This is a genomic window from Streptomyces sp. SID14478, from assembly GCF_010548525.1.
Classification (GTDB): domain Bacteria; phylum Actinomycetota; class Actinomycetes; order Streptomycetales; family Streptomycetaceae; genus Streptomyces.
Window position 1 is genome coordinate 1 of the sequence record NZ_JAAGMG010000541.1, and the last position, 435, is coordinate 435.

General features: G+C 74.7%; 2 pseudogenes. One reads left to right on the plus strand and one right to left on the minus strand.

Annotated features, from left to right (window positions below):
- Nucleotides 1-308 (plus strand): annotated as a pseudogene (locus tag G3I40_RS17575) (hypothetical protein); the annotation flags it as partial.
- A gap of 24 nt (nucleotides 309-332) precedes the next feature.
- On the opposite strand, the pseudogene G3I40_RS48145 reads toward G3I40_RS17575, so the two are convergent.
- Nucleotides 333-435, minus strand: a pseudogene (locus tag G3I40_RS48145) (spermine synthase); the annotation flags it as partial.

Genomic DNA, 435 nt, shown 5'->3' on the forward strand with positions numbered 1-435 from the left:
CGGCGGCGTCGTCCACCCCGCCGGGCGGCCGGACGCCGTCGGCCTCGCCCCGGCCGGGCACGTCGGCCCCCGCCGGCACGTCTTCCGGGACCGTGAAGAGTTATCCGACGACCGGCGGCCGCGCCGTCTTCGACCTCGGCCAGACGTCGGCGACCCTGGTGTCCGCGACGCCGAGCGCCGGCTGGGGCGTCCAGGTGTGGAAGCAACCGACGTGGATCCGCGTGGAGTTCACGTCCGGCGATCAGAAGGTGTCGGTGTTCTGTACGTGGCACGACCACAAGCCGTCGGTCGAGGTCGCCACGTACTGACCCGGCCCGTCAGCGGAACACCCGTCAGCGGAACACGGAGGGCGGCGGCGCCGGGGACGCCTTCGCGAACGCGTCCGCGACCGGCTGCGCCCCGCCCGTGAAGTCCGCCAGGTCCCGGCCGTGCGCC